Source organism: Streptomyces sp. NPDC043908 (genome assembly GCF_056435525.1).
The window spans coordinates 197,356-212,753 of the sequence record NZ_JBWKEI010000004.1 but is presented as its reverse complement, the minus strand read 5'-3'; the positions used below and the strand labels follow the sequence as shown (position 1 = coordinate 212,753).

At 73.0% G+C, this 15,398-nt stretch carries 12 protein-coding genes; 7 read left to right on the top strand and 5 right to left on the bottom strand.

Going from position 1 to position 15,398, the window contains the following annotated elements:
• Positions 1–134: 134 nt before the first annotated feature.
• Together AC069K_RS11565 and AC069K_RS11560 are read left to right on the top strand one after the other, a co-directional pair.
• Positions 135–1,484 carry an aminotransferase-like domain-containing protein gene (locus AC069K_RS11565; RefSeq protein WP_478614745.1) on the top strand — a complete coding sequence of 450 codons (1,350 nt, stop codon included), beginning with the start codon at positions 135–137 and terminating at the stop codon, positions 1,482–1,484.
• A gap of 343 nt (positions 1,485–1,827) precedes the next feature.
• On the top strand, positions 1,828–2,250 hold the full coding sequence (locus AC069K_RS11560; RefSeq protein WP_478614743.1) for a hypothetical protein: 423 nt from the start codon (positions 1,828–1,830) through the stop codon (positions 2,248–2,250).
• Positions 2,251–2,818: 568 nt separating this feature from the next.
• Here the strand turns inward: AC069K_RS11560 and AC069K_RS11555 are convergent.
• Together AC069K_RS11555 and snpA are read right to left on the bottom strand one after the other, a co-directional pair.
• Positions 2,819–3,040, bottom strand: coding sequence for a hypothetical protein (locus tag AC069K_RS11555; RefSeq protein WP_478614741.1), 222 nt, complete (start codon positions 3,038–3,040; stop codon positions 2,819–2,821).
• A 79-nt stretch (positions 3,041–3,119) separates the two neighbouring features.
• On the bottom strand, positions 3,120–3,797 hold the full coding sequence (snpA, locus tag AC069K_RS11550; protein ID WP_478614737.1) for a snapalysin: 678 nt from the start codon (positions 3,795–3,797) through the stop codon (positions 3,120–3,122).
• A 175-nt stretch (positions 3,798–3,972) separates the two neighbouring features.
• On the opposite strand from snpA, the gene AC069K_RS11545 reads away from it, so the two are divergent.
• The 4 genes from AC069K_RS11545 (at position 3,973) to AC069K_RS11530 (ending at position 8,742) form a co-directional block, all read left to right on the top strand.
• Positions 3,973–4,926, top strand: coding sequence for a LysR family transcriptional regulator (locus AC069K_RS11545; RefSeq protein ID WP_365100615.1), 954 nt, complete (start codon positions 3,973–3,975; stop codon positions 4,924–4,926).
• Between the two features lie 271 nt (positions 4,927–5,197).
• On the top strand, positions 5,198–6,706 hold the full coding sequence (locus AC069K_RS11540; RefSeq protein ID WP_478614735.1) for a VWA domain-containing protein: 1,509 nt from the start codon (positions 5,198–5,200) through the stop codon (positions 6,704–6,706).
• Positions 6,707–6,825: 119 nt separating this feature from the next.
• Complete coding sequence (metG, locus tag AC069K_RS11535) at positions 6,826–8,442, top strand: methionine--tRNA ligase (RefSeq protein WP_365100619.1); 1,617 nt, start codon at positions 6,826–6,828, stop codon at positions 8,440–8,442.
• 153 nt (positions 8,443–8,595) lie between these two features.
• Positions 8,596–8,742: a hypothetical protein gene (locus tag AC069K_RS11530; protein ID WP_358834272.1), complete on the top strand. Its 147-nt coding sequence runs from the start codon at positions 8,596–8,598 to the stop codon at positions 8,740–8,742.
• Positions 8,743–8,849: 107 nt separating this feature from the next.
• Here AC069K_RS11530 and aspS read toward each other — a convergent pair whose 3' ends face one another.
• On the bottom strand, positions 8,850–10,628 hold the full coding sequence (gene aspS / locus AC069K_RS11525) for an aspartate--tRNA ligase (RefSeq protein WP_478614731.1): 1,779 nt from the start codon (positions 10,626–10,628) through the stop codon (positions 8,850–8,852).
• A gap of 107 nt (positions 10,629–10,735) precedes the next feature.
• Between aspS and AC069K_RS11520 the strand changes: the two genes are divergently transcribed.
• Positions 10,736–12,871: a SpoIIE family protein phosphatase gene (locus AC069K_RS11520; protein ID WP_365100625.1), complete on the top strand. Its 2,136-nt coding sequence runs from the start codon at positions 10,736–10,738 to the stop codon at positions 12,869–12,871.
• On the opposite strand, the gene AC069K_RS11515 is transcribed toward AC069K_RS11520, so the two are convergent.
• Both AC069K_RS11515 and AC069K_RS11510 read right to left on the bottom strand, forming a co-directional pair.
• A complete protein-coding gene (locus AC069K_RS11515; protein WP_365100626.1) occupies positions 12,835–13,902 on the bottom strand; it encodes an AI-2E family transporter in 1,068 nt (355 codons plus the stop codon). The two genes, AC069K_RS11520 and AC069K_RS11515, sit on opposite strands and share 37 nt — an antisense overlap.
• A 516-nt stretch (positions 13,903–14,418) precedes the next feature.
• Entirely contained in the window at positions 14,419–15,375 is a 957-nt protein-coding gene (locus tag AC069K_RS11510; protein ID WP_358833725.1) for a pirin family protein, read from the bottom strand.
• Positions 15,376–15,398: the final 23 nt, after the last annotated feature.

Sequence of the window (15,398 nt, the reverse complement as noted above, 5' to 3'; positions counted from 1 at the left end):
AGGAGGCTAGGCGGGCCCAACCCCTCGGTGCAATAAGATCTTTGCTCTCGGTGCAATGTGGCGTCTCGGTGCAAGACTGCTCCCGGGGCACTGCTGCTGCTCCCGGTGCACTGCGGGCGGGATCTGGAGGTGCGATGGACTACCTGCGGCTGGCGGACGGGGTCGCGGCGGCGATAGCCGACGGAAGGCTGCGGCCGGGCGACCGGCTGCCGCCCCAGCGGACGTTCGCGCGCCGCCACCGGGTGGCGGTCTCCACCGCGATCCGGGCGTACGGGGAGCTGGTGCGGCGGGGCCTGGTGGTGGGCGAGGTCGGGCGCGGCACGTTCGTCCGGGCGGCGCCGCCGCACCCCGGGTCGGTGCTCGCCGAGGACAGCGGCCGTACGCCGGTGAACCTGGAGCTCAACTACCCCGTGGCGGACGGCCAGTCGGAGCTGATGGGCCGTGCCCTCACGGCTCTGTCCCGCCCGGACGTGCTCCTTCGAGCGACCCGCCCGGCGGCGGCGGACGGTACGCCCGAGGCGCGGGCGGCGGCGGCCCGGCTGCTGGCCCGCCCCGGCTGGCGCCCGGACCCGGACCGGCTGCTGTTCGCGGGCAACGGCCGTCAGGCGATCGCGGCGGCGCTGTCGTCACTGGCCGGGCCCGGGGCCCGGGTGGGCGTGGAGGAGCTGACGTATCCGCTGGTCAAGGCGGTGGCGGAGCGGCTGGGGGTCACCCTGGTGCCGATCGGGACGGACGGGTCGGGGATGCTGCCCTCGGCGCTGGAGGCGGTGCACCGGCGGACGCCGCTGAGCGCGGTGTACGTCCAGCCGACGCTCCACAATCCGCTGTCGCTGACGATGCCCGGGGCGCGGCGGGCGGAACTGGCGGCGGTCCTGCGGGAGTCGGGGCTCGCCGCCGTCGAGGACACGACCTGGGCGTTCCTGGCGGACGGGGACGGAACGCCCGCACCGCTGGCGGCGTACGCCCCGGAGCGGACCCTGCTCGTCGACAGCCTCTCCAAGCGGCTGGCGCCGGGCCTGACGGTCGGGTTCCTGAGCGTGCCCGAGGCGTACGGGGAGGAGGCCGCGCGGGCGCTGCGGTCGGGGGCGTGGACGGCGGCCCGGTTCGCCCTGGAGGCGGCGGTGCGGTGGGTGGAGGACGGGACGGTGGAGGCGGTGACGGCGGCGAAGCGGGCGGAGGCGGCGGCGCGGCAGGCGCTGGTCGCGCGCCACCTGGGCGCCTTCTCCGTCCGTACGGACCCCTGCTCCTTCTCCTGCTGGTGGGAGCTGCCCGAGCCGTGGCGGGCGGAGACCTTCGTGGCGGCGGCCGTCCGGGAGCTGGGGGTCGCGGTGACGCCCGGGAGCGCGTTCGCGGTGGGCGCGGGGTCGGCGCCGGACGCGGTCAGGGTGGGTCTGGCGTCGCCGCCACGGCCGGTGCTGGACGCGGCGCTTCGCCGGCTGGCGGAGCTCGCCGTACGCGACCACCGGGCCGTACGCGACCACTGAGCCGTACGCGACCGCTGAGCCACGCCGTCAGCGCCAGCGCGAGACCGGCGGCGACGGCGGCCCAGGCGGTGGTGCGCAGGAGGGCGGTGAGGGCGTCGTACACGCCCGCCGCCGTGCCGGGGTCGGCGCGGGGCGGGAGGTCGGCGAGGGTCAGGACCCGGCCGAGGGCGACCAGCGCGCGCAGCCCGAGCCCGCCTGCGGCGATGCCGAGGCCGACGGCGGTGACGTGGGGGCGCACGGGTCCAGCCAACCCCGGGTTGCCGGGTGGGGCGCGCGGGTGTGGGCTGTATGGGGGAAGTGTCGTGGAAGGTGCTGTGGAAGGTGCCGTGGGAAGGAGCCCGCCATGTCCTCACACGCAGCGATGCCGAGGAGGCGGCCGACGTCGAGGCCGAGCCGCGCCACCGGCAGGCCGTCCCGGCTCGGCCTGCCGCCGGCCCTGACCGCCCTGCCGCTCGTGACCGGCGTCTTCTACGGCTTCTGGGCCGCGTCCATCAGCCGCAGGGGCGGGGAGGTGACGGGCGGGAACATCGCGCTGGGCCTGGTGTCCGGGGCGGTGATCGCGGCCCTGGGCCTCGGCCTTCTGCTGATCCAGGGCCGCCTGCCCCGCGAACTCCGGGCGCTGGCGTTCGGAACGCTGTTCGGCGCGGGGACGGGGTTCCTGTATGCCCAGTCGGGCGAGAGTGTGCTGGGGGCGGCGGGGATGGGGGCGGTGCTGGGGGCGGGGATGGGGTTGGCGGCGTTCTATGTGTTCTACACACGGGAGTGAGGGCACCGCTCGGGGTGCGCCCTTCGCCTGCGGCCCGGTGGGGGGCTGGCCGCGCAGTTCCCCGCGCCGCTCTTGGTGCCCGGCCTTCGTCTGCGGACGAGTAGGGGCTGACCGCGCAGTTCCCCGCGCCCCTGGGTAGTCCGCCTGAGCGGCGAATCCTGGCTCGGCCCCGGGTGCTTGTTCTTCACCTGCGGACCGTGGATGGCCGGTCGCGCAGTTCCCCGCGCCCCCAGGTAGTCCACCTGAACCGGTGAACGCGGCTCGGCCACAGACCCCCTACTCTTCGCCTGCAGACCGTGGACGGCTGGTCGCGCAGTTCCCCGCGCCCCTAGGTAGTCCACCCTGAGCCGGTGAACTCGGCTCGGCCACAGACCCCCAGGGGCGCGGGGAACTGCGCGAGCAACCCACCACGACCCGCAGACACACGACGGCCCGGCCCTTCAGGGGCGCGGGGAACTGCGCGGGTGCGCCTCCACCGGTCCGCAGACGAAGGCCGGGCGCAAAAGGGGCGCGGGGAACTGCGCGGTCCGGCAACCCGTTACCCACAGCCGCCCCGCAGGGTCCCCCCTCAGAACAGCGGCAACTGCCCCGGGAACGGGGCCACCTCGTAGCCGTCCAGGGTCGGCTGGCCCAGGCCCGGAGGGGCCGGGCGCTTCGAGCCGGGGCACAGCGTCAGCTCGCCCCCACCCGCCACCCGCGCCCGCGGATCATGGCGCACATACCGCCCCGCCACCACAGCCACGGCACGGCCGCACGACGGACACGAACGGCGGGGAGAGACACTCGGCATGCGGCCATGCTGCCAGAGGGGTACGACAACCGGGGCGGAGCGGACCCGTCGGGCAGCCGGCCGCATGCCGGGCCAGGAGCTACGCCGCCGGCTTGAACGCCGACGCCAGCCCGTTGCGCCACAGGCTGTTCACGCGCGAGCGCTCCGTGCTGTTCGGGTACGCGTTCCGGCACGACGTGCCCGGCCCGCCGCCGGACATCAGCTCGCTGCACGGACCCGAGTAGTGGTCCGGCAGCCCGAGGACGTGGCCGGTCTCGTGGGCGACCACACGGACCGAGTAGTACTGCTGGTTCTGCTGGTAGTCCAGGAAGATGTACCCGCCGCCGTGCCCGTCCGTGGACGCGTACGAGCCCTGCGGGTCGTTGCCCTCGTAGTACGAGAAGTCCGCGCCGGACGACGACTCGGCGAGGCGGACGTTCTGCACCGAGGAGTTCCAGATCTGCGCGGACTGCGATATCTGGGAACGGAAGCTCGGCGCGTTACGGGTGCTGTAGTAGACGGTGACGGAGGCCGCCAGCGGGTTGGCGGCCCGCTTCTTGGCCACGGACTTCATCACGGCGTCGTAGAACGCCTTGTTGTTGGCCGCCTCCTTGGCGGACCCGGCGTACGACGCGCCGTGCACGTACGCGGAAGAGGACGACGAAGAGGAAGACAGGGAAGCGGCGGAGGGGGCGGCGGCCGTGGCGGGGATCGCGCCCAGGCCGGCGAGCGCCAGACCCAGGGCGGCGGACAGGACGACAGTCCTCTGGTGTCTCATGGGGGGCTCCTGCTCGTTCATTCGTGGGGGTGTCCCCGGTGGGTTGCCGGGGGCAAGGGCGAGTGTCGGGGAGCCGGATGTGCCCGGGGATGATGACAACCGGCGATAACCCCGCGTTATCCGCCCGGATTCGGCCGTCTAGTGCGGGACATGACAAGCGCTTTACGCTCGGGCCATGGAGCTCGACGTGAGGCATCTCCGCGCGCTGTGCGCGATCGCCGACACCGGCAGTCTGCACAGGGCCGCGCGGCAGCTCGGAACCAGCCAGCCGGCCCTGACCACCCAGCTCCGGCGGATCGAGCACTCACTGGGCGGCCTGCTCTTCTCCCGGGAGCGCACCGGCTGCCGCCCGACACCGCTGGGCCGGACCGTCCTCAGCCGCGCCCGGCCGCTGCTCGCGGGGATGGACGCGCTGCTCACGGAGGTGCGCGCGGCCGTCGACGGCGTGGACGGGCGGCCTCGGCTGCGGATCGGGTCCACCGCCAGCCGGGCCATTCCGGGGTGGCTGCGGCGGCTGCGCGAGCGGCTGCCCGGCACGGAGACGCAGCTCCATGTCGACGTCTCCGCCCACGCGTTGCTGAACCTGGTCGCGGCGGGCGAGCTCGACGTGGCCTTCGTCCACCAGGTGGAGGGGTGCCCGCTGCGGGTGCCCGAGGGACTCGACGTGCGGGTGCTCGTCGAGCGCGAACCGCAGTTCATCTCCCTGGCGGCCGACCATCCGGCGGCCGAGGAGGACGTGGTGGACCTCGCCGATCTGGCGGGGGACCGCTGGATGGTGGATCCCAGTGTGGACGGGGAATGGGACGGGCTGCGGCGCGTGTTCGCGGAGGCGGGCCTCAACCCCCGTGTGCTGCACGGCGATTACCTGACGGCGGCGTCCCTGGTGGCGTCCGGCGAGGTCGTCACGCCCTGTCAGCCCACGTCCCGGCCCCGCGCGGACATGGCGATCCGCCCGCTGCGGGGGGACCCGCTGGCGGTGCGGCTGCTGCTGGCGGCGCGGGCCGGGGCGTACGAGTCGGGGGTGTACGGGACGGTGCACTCGGCGCTGGACGCGGCGTACTGGGAGGCGGCGCGGCAGTCCGCCCCGTACCGCACCTGGCTGTCGGGCCCGCTGGCCCTGCGTCCCTGACGGTGCCCGGCGCGGCGCGGACCCCGCGTGTACCCGGGCGATCCGGGGCAGCAGACCGATCGGTGACGGATCCGTCCGGGGCGTAAGCGGTACGGCGTCGTCCGCCCCCTGCCGAGGTTGACCGGATCGGATCGCTAACCTTACGTGTCCACGCTCGTGCTCCCGCTCACGCGGCGTGGGTACGCAACGCCCTGCACCACCCTGCACCGCACATCGCACCCAACTCATGCGAAAGGCCTCGCCCATGGGCATTCGGAGCTTGCTGCGCAAAGTGTTCGGACGCGATCGCGACGCGGAGAGCGCCGACCTGACGGCGGCTCCGGCGGAGGAGTCGGCCCCGGCCGCGGCGGCCGTACCGGCCCCCGCCGAGGAGTCGGCACCGGCCGCGTCCACGAACCCCACCCCGACCGTCCCGGCGCCCGCCCGGCGCGACCTGTCCCCCGCGGAGGAACTGGTCGCGGCGGCGTTCGACGCGACGCCGCGGGCCGCCGTCCCGGCGCCGACGCGACCCGTGGAGGACGCGTCCCCGGCCGAGCAGTCGGCACCGGCCCCGGCTCCGACCCCGGAGTCGAAGCCGAAGCCGAAGGCGAAGGCGGACCCGGAGTCGAAGGCGGAGCCGAAGCCGGAGCCCGCCGCCTCCGAGGTCCCGCAGCCGCGCGCGGAGTCCCCGCGGGCGGAGAAGACCACGGAGGCCGAGCCGAAGCCGCAACCGCCCAAGGCCGAGGCGCAGGATGAGGCGGAGGCCGAAGTCGTCGTGCCGAAGTCGAAGCCGAAGGCCAAGCCGGAGCCCGAGCCAGAGACGAAGGCCGTCGAGCCCAAGCCGAAGCCGAAGGCGGAGTCCGAGCCCAAGGCCGCCGAGCCGAAGGCGGAGTCCGGGCCCGAGGCCGCCGAGCCGAAGCCGGAGCCCGAGGCCGTCGAGCCCGAGCCGAAGCCGGAGCCCAAGGCCGCCGAGCCCGAGCCCGCCCCCGAACCGGAAGCCGTACAGGCCAAGGCCAAGGGCAAGCCCGAGCCAGTGAACGCCAAGCCCAAGGCGAAGGACGACCCCGAGCCCGCCAACGCCAAGGCCGGCGCCGGCGCCGACACCAAGGACGCCCCCGAGGCATCCCCCGCCAAGGCGTCCCCCGCCGTCACCCTCCCCCGGCTCAAGTCCCGCGCCCCCGGTCTCGTCGACCACTACAAGGCCGCCGGGGCCCAGCTGCGCAAGGCCGGGCTGAACGGCGCGCGGGCCGCGGTGTACCTCGTGCTGGACCGGTCCGGGTCGATGCGGCCGTACTACAAGGACGGCAGCGCCCAGCACCTCGCCGAGCGGGTGCTCGCGCTCGCCGCGCACCTCGACGAGGACGCCGCCGTCCACACCGTGTTCTTCTCGACCGAGCTCGACGGCACCGCCGACCTCTCCCTCACCTCGTACGAGGGCGTCATCGACGAGACGCACGCCGCGCTCGGGCACATGGGGCGCACCAGCTACCAGTGCGCCGTCGAGGCGGTCGTGGAGCACTACGAGAAGAGCCGCGGCGACGGCCCCGCGCTGGTGGTCTTCCAGACCGACGGCGCCCCGGACGCCAAGGTGGCCGCCCGGGAGGCGCTCGCCGACGCGGCCGGCAAGGACCTGTTCTGGCAGTTCGTGGCGTTCGGCGAGGACGACAGCAAGGCGTTCGACTTCCTGCGGAAGCTGGACGCTCCCAACGCCGCGTTCCTGCACGCGGGGCCCGCGCCCAGTGACGTGCCCGACTCCGCGTTCTACCAGGGCCTCCTCGCCGGGTTCGCCCAGCGGGACTGATCCCCCGCGGCCCGGGAGCGCGGGAGGACCGGTCGCACGGTCCCCCGCGCCCCGGTCCCCCGCGCCCCGCGCGTTTACGCGGGTGAGTGGATCTCCCCGCGGCCGTTAGGATTTCGACCATGGCGGCCACTGGATCCGAGAAGCAGGGGGCGAACGACGTGAAGTCCTTCTACGTATCGACCCCCATCTACTACGTCAACGACGCTCCTCACCTGGGCCACGCCTACACGACCGTCGCAGGCGACGTGCTCACGCGCTGGCACCGTCAGCGCGGCGAGAAGGTGTGGTACCTCACCGGCACGGACGAGCACGGTCAGAAGATCATGCGCACGGCCGACGCGAACGGGGTCACCCCGCAGGAGTGGTGCGACAAGCTCGTCGAGGAGGCCTGGAAGCCCCTCTGGGAGCACCTGGAGATCGCGAACGACGACTTCATCCGGACGACGGAGAAGCGGCACACCGACCGGGTGCAGGAGTTCGTGCAGGACCTGTACGACAAGGGCGAGATCTACAAGGGCGGCTACGAGGGCCCGTACTGCGTGGGCTGCGAGGAGTACAAGCTCCCCGGGGACCTCATCGAGGCCGAGGACGGCACCAAGCTGTGCCCCGTCCACAAGAAGCCGGTGGAGATCCTCAAGGAGGAGAACTACTTCTTCAAGCTGTCCGAGTACGGCCCGAAGCTCCTGGAGTTCTACGAGGCGAACCCGGGCTTCATCCAGCCCGAGTCGGCCCGCAACGAGGTCCTGAACTTCGTGAAGCAGGGCCTCCAGGACCTGTCGATCTCCCGGTCGGCCTTCGACTGGGGCGTCCCGATCCCTTGGGACGACAAGCACGTCATCTACGTGTGGGTCGACGCGCTCCTGAACTACGCCACGGCCGTCGGCTACGGCGCCAACCAGGAGAAGTTCGAGCAGACCTTCCCGGCCAACGTGCACCTGGTCGGAAAGGACATCCTCCGCTTCCACGCGGTCATCTGGCCCGCGATGCTGATGGCCAACGGCCTGCCCGTGCCCGGCCAGGTCTTCGGGCACGGCTGGCTGATGGTCGGCGGCGAGAAGATGTCCAAGTCGAGCCTCACCGGCATCAAGCCGCAGGACCTGACCTCGCACTTCGGTGTGGACGCCTACCGCTGGTACTTCCTGCGCGCGATCGCCTTCGGCCAGGACGGCTCGTTCTCCTGGGAGGACTTCACCGCCCGGTACACCTCGGAGCTCGCCAACGACTACGGCAACCTCGCCTCGCGCGTGGCGGCCATGGTCGGCAAGTACTTCGGGGGCGCGCTGCCCGCGGCGACGGCCGCCGGCGACGCCGAGCGGGCGATCGCCGACGGCCTGGCGAAGGCCGTGGCCGAGGCGGACCGGAAGATCGGCGAGGAGCTGGACTTCCAGGGCGGCATCCTGGCCGTCTTCGACTTCGTGAAGCAGGTCAACGGCTACATCACGGAGCAGGAGCCGTGGAAGGTGGCCAAGGACGAGTCGGAGGAGGGCCGGGCGCGCCTGGCGACCATCCTCTACACCGCCGCCGAGGCGCTGCGCGCGGTCGCGGTCCTGCTGAACCCGGTCATGCCCGACACCTCGCAGAAGCTGTGGGAGTCGCTGGGCGCCGAGGCGGCCGGTCTGGGCGCGCTGGCCGACCAGCGGATGGGGGACGTCGGCACCTGGGGCCTGCTGCCGGCCGGGGCGACGGTGACGAAGGGCGCGGTGCTGTTCCCGCGTCTGGAGGAGAAGCCCGCGTAACGCGTGCGTGAAGGCCCGGAACCCGGCTTCCCCGCTCTCCGGAGCGGGGGAGCCGTGCGGTTCCGGGCCTTTCGCGTGTCCTGCCCGGGTTGCGGGCCGCGTCCCGCGCGCGCACGCTGCGCACATGGGTGACGTACGGAGGGGGTGCGCGCAGTGACGAGGAGTACCGACCAGCCGCAGGCGGAGGAGGAGCGCCGCCGCGAGGAGCTGCTGGCCAAGGTCCGCGAGGCGAACCGGCAGAGCGCCAGGCGTCCGCACGGGCCGCCGGCGCCGGACCCGGTGGACCCGGCCGACGACTGACCCGGGCCCGGATCCGCGGGGGATCCGGGCCCGTCGCCGTACGGGGCGGCCCGGGGAGCAGCCCGGGGAAACGGCTGCTCCGGCGGCTGCTGTCCGCTACTTGTCGGCTACTTGTCGGCGTTCTTGGGCGCGACCGGCTTGCGCAGCTGGATGTTCAGCTCGCGCAGCCGCGTCTCGTCCAGCTCGGTGGGCGCGCCCATCATGAGGTCCTGCGCGTTGCCGTTGAGCGGGAACGCGATGGTCTCGCGGATGTTGGGCTCGTCGGCGAGGAGCATCACGATGCGGTCCACGCCCGGGGCGATGCCGCCGTGCGGCGGGGCGCCGAGGCGGAACGCCTTGAGCATGCCGCCGAACTCGCGCTCCACGGTCTCCCGGTCGTACCCGGCGACCTCGAAGGCCTTGAACATGATCTCGGGCTCGTGGTTCCGGATCGCGCCCGAGGACAGCTCGATGCCGTTGCAGACGATGTCGTACTGCCAGCCCAGCACGTCCAGCGGGTCCTGGGTCTGAAGGGCCTCCAGACCGCCCTGCGGCATGGAGAAGGGGTTGTGCGAGAAGTCGATCTTGCCGGTCTCCTCGTCCTTCTCGTACATCGGGAAGTCGACGATCCAGCAGAACCGGAAGACGCCCTCCTCGAAGTGGCCGGCGCGCTTGGCGGCCTCGACGCGGACCGCGCCCATGATCTTGGAGACCTCGTCGTACTCGCCCGCGCCGAAGAAGACGGCGTGCCCGGCGGCGAGGCCGAGGCGCTCGGTGAGGACCTTGACGTTCTCCTCGGTGAGGAACTTGGCGATCGGGCCCGCGAAGGTGCCGTCCTCGCCGACGCGGATCCAGGCCAGGCCCTTGGCGCCGTGCTCCACCGCGTACTCACCGAGGCCGTCGAAGAACTTGCGGGACTGGCCTGCGACGTCCGGCACCGGCAGCGCGCGCACGTGCTTGCCCGCGAACGCCTTGAACTCCGATCCGGCGAAGACGTCGGTGATGTCGACGAGCTCCAGCTGGGCGCGCAGGTCCGGCTTGTCGTTGCCGTACTTCAGCATCGACTCGCGGAACGGGATGCGCGGGAACGGCGAGGTGACGTGGCGGCCGCCGCCGAACTCCTCGAACAGCTCGGTCATGAGCTTCTCGATCGGCTGGAAGACGTCCTCCTGCTCGACGAAGCTCATCTCGACGTCGAGCTGGTAGAACTCGCCCGGCGAGCGGTCCGCGCGGGCGTCCTCGTCGCGGAAGCAGGGCGCGATCTGGAAGTAGCGGTCGAAGCCCGAGATCATCAGCAGCTGCTTGAACTGCTGCGGGGCCTGCGGCAGCGCGTAGAACTTGCCGGGGTTCAGCCGGGAGGGGACGACGAAGTCGCGGGCGCCCTCGGGGGAGGTCGCGGCGAGGATCGGGGTCGCCATCTCGTTGAAGCCGAGCGCGGTCATCTTGTGGCGCATCGCCGAGATGACGGCCGAGCGCAGCATGATGTTGCGGTGCATGCGCTCGCGGCGCAGGTCGAGGAAGCGGTACTCCAGGCGCCGCTCCTCGTTGACGCCGTCCTCGGCGTTGATCGTGAACGGCAGCGGGCCGGCCGCGCCGAGCACCTCGACCTCGCCGACCTCGATCTCGATCTCGCCGGTCGGCAGGTCCGCGTTCACGTTCTCCGCGCCGCGCGAGACGACCTTGCCGTCGATCCGGACGACCGTCTCCTTGGAGAGCTTGTCCAGGACCTCCGCGCCGGGCGTGCCCGGGCGGGCGACCAGCTGGGTGATGCCGTAGTGGTCGCGCAGATCGATGAAGAGGATGCCGCCCAGGTCTCGGCGATTGTGCAGCCAGCCGCTCAGCCGGACGTCGGCGCCGACGTCGGAGGCGCGGAGCTCGCCGCAGGTGTGGGACCTGTACCGATGCATTTCTTCATCCAGTTCTTCGCGTGACAGGCGGGAAACAGTCCCTCCAGGTTACCGGCCGGGCCCAGCAGCTCTCGCCGGTACAAAACGGGCTGCCTAGAGTGGGGATCATGCGCACCGAGGACGTCCTGGCTGCGATCGCCACCGGGCTGTGGCGCTGGGACAACGCGTCCGGAACGGTCACGCTCGACGCCGAGGCCGCCCGCCTCCTCGGCCTGCCCCCCGAGCGGGTGGCGCTCAGCGAGGCCGCCGTGCGCTCCCGCTTCCACCCGGTCGACTGGAACGAGGTCGACCAGATCGTGGCGCTGGCCGTCGCGGAGGGCACCCTCGCCGAGGCCCGGATGCGGATCATGGACGAGAGCGGGCGGGTGCTGCGGACCGTGCGCAGCCGCTCCAAGCCGCTGCGCAAGGAGACGGCCGACGGCGTGGACTACGTCCTGGTCGGCACCCTCCAGGAGGTCGCGGAGCCGCAGCCGTCCATCGCCGCGCACACCCCCATCACCGGCGACTGGCGCCGCTCGCGGGAGGCGTTCCTGCTGGACGCGGGCCGGGCGCTGGCCGAGGCCCGCTCCACGGCCGAGGTGCTGCGGGTGGCGGCCTCGCTGTCCATGCCGGGCTTCTCGCCCGACGGCCTCGCCGTCTTCGGGGTCGCCGGGGACCGCCTGTCGATCATCGGCCACCACGGGCACAACCCCGGCGACGACGGCCCCTTCGCGGACATGCCGCTGGACACGGACTACCCGGCGGCGGACGTCGTACGGACCGGACGCGCCATCTACCTCTCCAGCCCCGAGGAGTACCGCCGCCGCTATCCGGCCACCTGGCCGCTGGCCCGGCGCTTCGACCGCCGGTCCTGGGCGTTCCTGCCGCTGATCGTGGCCGGGAAGACCATGGGCACCTGGATGGCGGCCTTCAAGCACGCCGTGGCGTTCACGCCCGACGAGCGGTCGGTGCTCACCACGGTGGCCCGGATGCTCGCCCAGGCCCTGGCGCGGGCGGGCGAGGCCGAGTCCGAGCGCGAGCTCTCCCTCGGCCTCCAGCGCTCGATGATGCCGACGCTGGGCCCCGAGATCCCGGGCATGACGGTCGCCGCGCGCTATGTGCCGACCGGTGGCGGACTCCAGGTGGGCGGCGACTGGTACGACATGATCCCGCTGCCGTCCGGCCGGTTCGCCCTGGTCATCGGGGACGTCCAGGGCCATGACGTACGGGCCGCGGGGCTGATGGGGCAGCTGCGCATCGCGCTGCGGGCGTACGCGAGCGAGGGCCACCGCCCCGACGCGGTCCTCTCGCGCGCCTCGCGCTTCCTCTACGGGATCACCGAGTCGTACGGGGAGTCCTACGAGGCGGGCGACGAGCACCCGCGCTTCGCGACCTGCCTCTACATCGAGGTCGACCCCGGCACCGGCACCCTCGACATCGCCCGGGCCGGCCACCCCGACCCCGTCATCCGTACGGCCGAGGGCACCGCGCTGATCCGCCAGACCTCGGGCGGGCTGCCCCTGGGCATCGAGGCGGACTCGGACTACCCGACCACCCGGCTCGTCCTGGAGCCGGGCGAGACGATGATGCTCTGCACGGACGGGCTGATCGAGACCGGCGGCCACGACATGGCCTCGGGCTGGACCCGGCTGCGGCCGGTCCTGGAGGAGGACACCGGAGACGGCCTGGAGAAGCTGGCGGACGCGCTGGTCCAGGCGGTGCACGGGCCGCCCTCGCACCACACGGTGGGGCCGCTGGCCGACCGCCGCGAGGACGACATCGCGGTGCTGCTGCTGTGCCGCAACAGCGACGTGTGCGGCTGCGGTACGGACCCCGCCACCCGGCCGGTCCCGGCCCGCCGCACCGCCGTGACCGTCGCCCAGGCCGAGCCGCACCGGATCGCCGGGGTCCGCCGCCAGCTGCGCGAGCTGCTGCACGACTGGGCCGACGACGAGCAGGTCGACTCGGCCGTCCTGATGGTCTCCGAGATGGTCACCAACGTCCTGGTCCACACGGACGGCGACGCGCTCCTGGTCGCGGAGGCCACCGGCACGCCCGGGTCCCGCTGTCTGCGCGTGGAGGTGGCCGACACCAGCGACGACCTGCCGCACAAGCGCCGCCCCGGCGAGATGGCGTCCAGCGGGCGGGGCCTGGTGCTGATGGAGATGCTGGCGGACCGGTGGGGGGTGGACCCCCGGGGCGAGGGCAAGTCGATCTGGTTCGAGCTCTACGAGGGGCCCGACGGGGACTCCCCTTCGGCGTAACGCCCGCGCAGTTCGCCGAGGACGCCGAACGCGGCGGCCGCGACGGGCACGGCGAGCAGCATCCCGAGCAGCCCGGCGACGCTCGCCCCCGCCGTGATGGCGATCATGACCATGGCCGGGTGCATCTGCACGGTCCGGCTCTGGATCACCGGCTGGAGGATGTGCCCCTCCAGCTGCTGTACGGCCAGGACGACCCCGAGCGTCCACAGCGCGGTCCCGAACCCCCGGTCGGCGAGCGCCACCAGGACGGCGACGGCCCCGGAGACGAAGGCGCCGAGGTAGGGGATGTACGCGCCGATGAAGACCAGGGCGCCCAGACCCACCGCGCCGGGCACGCGCAGGACGAGCAGCCCGACGGTGATGCACAGGGCGTCGATGAGGGCGATGATCGTGGTGCCCCGCATGAACCCCTCGACGGCCTCGAAGGCCCGCCGGGCCATGGCCTCCACGACCGGCCCGGTGCCGCGCGGGGCGAGGGAGTGGGCCAGGTGGACGGCCCGGTCGGAGTCCTTCAGGAAGAAGAACGTCAGCAGCAGCGACAGCACACCGGTCGCGATGAGCGAGCCGACGACGCTGAGCCCGGTGAGCAGCCCCGAGGCGGCGGTGGCGCCGAACTTGCCGAGCAGCGGTTTGGCGTTGTCGGCGAGGCTGGAGACGCCGTCGCCGCCGGCGATCCCGAAGTGGTCGGCCAGCCACCGCCCGGCCTGCCGCAGCGACGCGATGATCTGGTCCCCGGTGTCGATGAGGGCGCTGACGACGACGTATCCGGCGCCGCCGACCACCGCCACGAGCGCGACACAGGTGAGCCCCGCCGCGAGCGAGCGCCGCATCCGCAGCTTCAGCAGCTGCCGGAAGACGGGCCCGAGCAGGGCCGTGCCCAGCAGGGCGAGCAGGACGGGGGTGACGGCGGTCTTGAACACCACGCAGAGCCAGACGGCGACGGCGGCGACCCCGGTGACGAGCAGCACGACGACACACCACGCGGCGAGACGCCGCGCGGACTCGGGGAGGAGGGGCTTGCCATACGTCACCCCTCCACGCCACCACGCCCCACCCCCACTCCGCGCCCGCTGTACACCCGCCTGGGGGGCCTTACGGGGGGCGGCCCCGGCCGGGTGTTCGTCTGCGGGGCGGTGGGGGGGCTGGTCGCGCAGTTCCCCGCGCCCCTAAAGATGCCTCCGCCGGTGTGCGTCTGCGGCTCCGTGGGGGCTAGGCGCGCAGTTCCCCGCGCCCCTTGGGGGCCCGTATGCGTCTGCAGGTCCGTGCGGGCTGGGCGCGCAGTTCCCCGCGCCCCTCAGGGGGACTCCGTCAGCCGGGAAACGAAGCTCAGCCACAGACTTCCAGGGGCGCGGGGAACTGCGCGACCAGCCACCCACCGACCCGCAGCCAAACACGAACCCCCAAGGGGCGCGGGGAACTGCGCGACCAGCCACCCACCGACCCGCAGCCAAACACGGACCCCCAAGGGGCGCGGGGAACTGCGCGAGCAACCACCCACCGTCCCGCAGACGGAGAACGACGGGGCAGGCACCCGGGGCCCGGGGGGGTCACATCCCGTGAACCGCCGGCACCGTCCCCAGCCTCCCCTTCTGGAAGTCCTCGAACGCCTGCTGAAGCTCATCCCGCGTGTTCATCACGAACGGCCCGTAATGCGCCATCGGCTCACGGATGGGCCGCCCGCCCAGCAGCACGACCTCCAGGTCGGGCGTGTGCCCGTCCTGCCGCTCGTCCGCCCGTACCGTCAACGACCCCCCGTCGCCGAACACGGCGGTCTGCCCCATCGCCACGGGCCGGCGCCCGGCCCCCACGGAACCGCGCCCGGCCAGCACGTACGCCAGCCCGTTGAAGTCCGCCCGCCACGGCAGCGTGACCTCCGCGCCCGGCCGTACCGTCGCGTGGATCATCGTGATCGGGGTGTGCGTGATCCCCGGCCCCTCGTGGCCGTCCAGCTCCCCCGCGATCACCCGCAGCAGCGCGCCCCCGTCCGGCGAGGTCAGCAGCTGGACCTGGCCGCCCCGGATGTCCTGGTAGCGCGGGTCCATCATCTTGTCGGCGGCGGGGAGGTTCACCCACAGCTGGAGGCCGTGGAAGAGGCCGCCCGAGGTGACCAGCGACTCCGGCGGCGCCTCGATGTGGAGCAGACCGGACCCGGCCGTCATCCACTGGGTGTCGCCGTTCATGATCGTGCCGCCGCCACCGTTGCTGTCCTGGTGCACGAAGGTGCCGTCGATCAGGTAGGTGACCGTCTCGAAGCCCCGGTGCGGGTGCCACGGGGTGCCCTTGGGCTCGCCCGGCGCGTACTCCACCTCACCCATCTGGTCCATCATGATGAACGGGTCCAGGTACTGGTAGTTGATCCCGGCGAACGCGCGCCGCACCGGGAACCCCTCCCCCTCGAATCCGGCCGGCGCCGTGCTCACGGCGAGCACGGGACGCGGCACCGCACCCTCCGGCGCGGCCACGCGCGGCAGGGTGAGCGGGTTTTCGACGGTCACAGCAGGCATGGGACGGCCCTCCTCGGGGGGAT